This window comes from Rhizobium sp. SVR5-9E (genome assembly GCF_056755095.1).
The window spans coordinates 1-241 of sequence record NZ_JBNDHS010000662.1 but is presented as its reverse complement, the minus strand read 5'-3'; the positions used below and the strand labels follow the sequence as shown (position 1 = coordinate 241).

The following is a 241-nucleotide window of genomic DNA, read 5'->3' as shown; positions in this document are numbered from 1 at the left end:
GGTTTATTACGTTTCGTTGTTGCAGTGATTTTCATCCTTTCGGGATTTGTAAAAGCGGTAGATTTGGTCGGTTTTTCTTTCAAAATGGAAGAATACTTCTCTCCTGCCGTATTCAATATGCCTTTTTTTGAAAAATTTGCGTTGCTTTTTTCAGTGATTGTTGTAATTCTTGAACTTCTGTTGGGATTCATGCTTCTGCTAAAACTTAAGCTTAAATTCACCCTTTCAGCACTGATCGCAC

General features: G+C 36.5%; 1 protein-coding gene. It reads left to right on the top strand.

Going from position 1 to position 241, the window contains the following annotated elements:
* On the top strand, positions 1 to 241 hold a 241-nt coding region (locus tag ACPYOJ_RS36455), incomplete at both ends, for a MauE/DoxX family redox-associated membrane protein (RefSeq protein WP_481420549.1).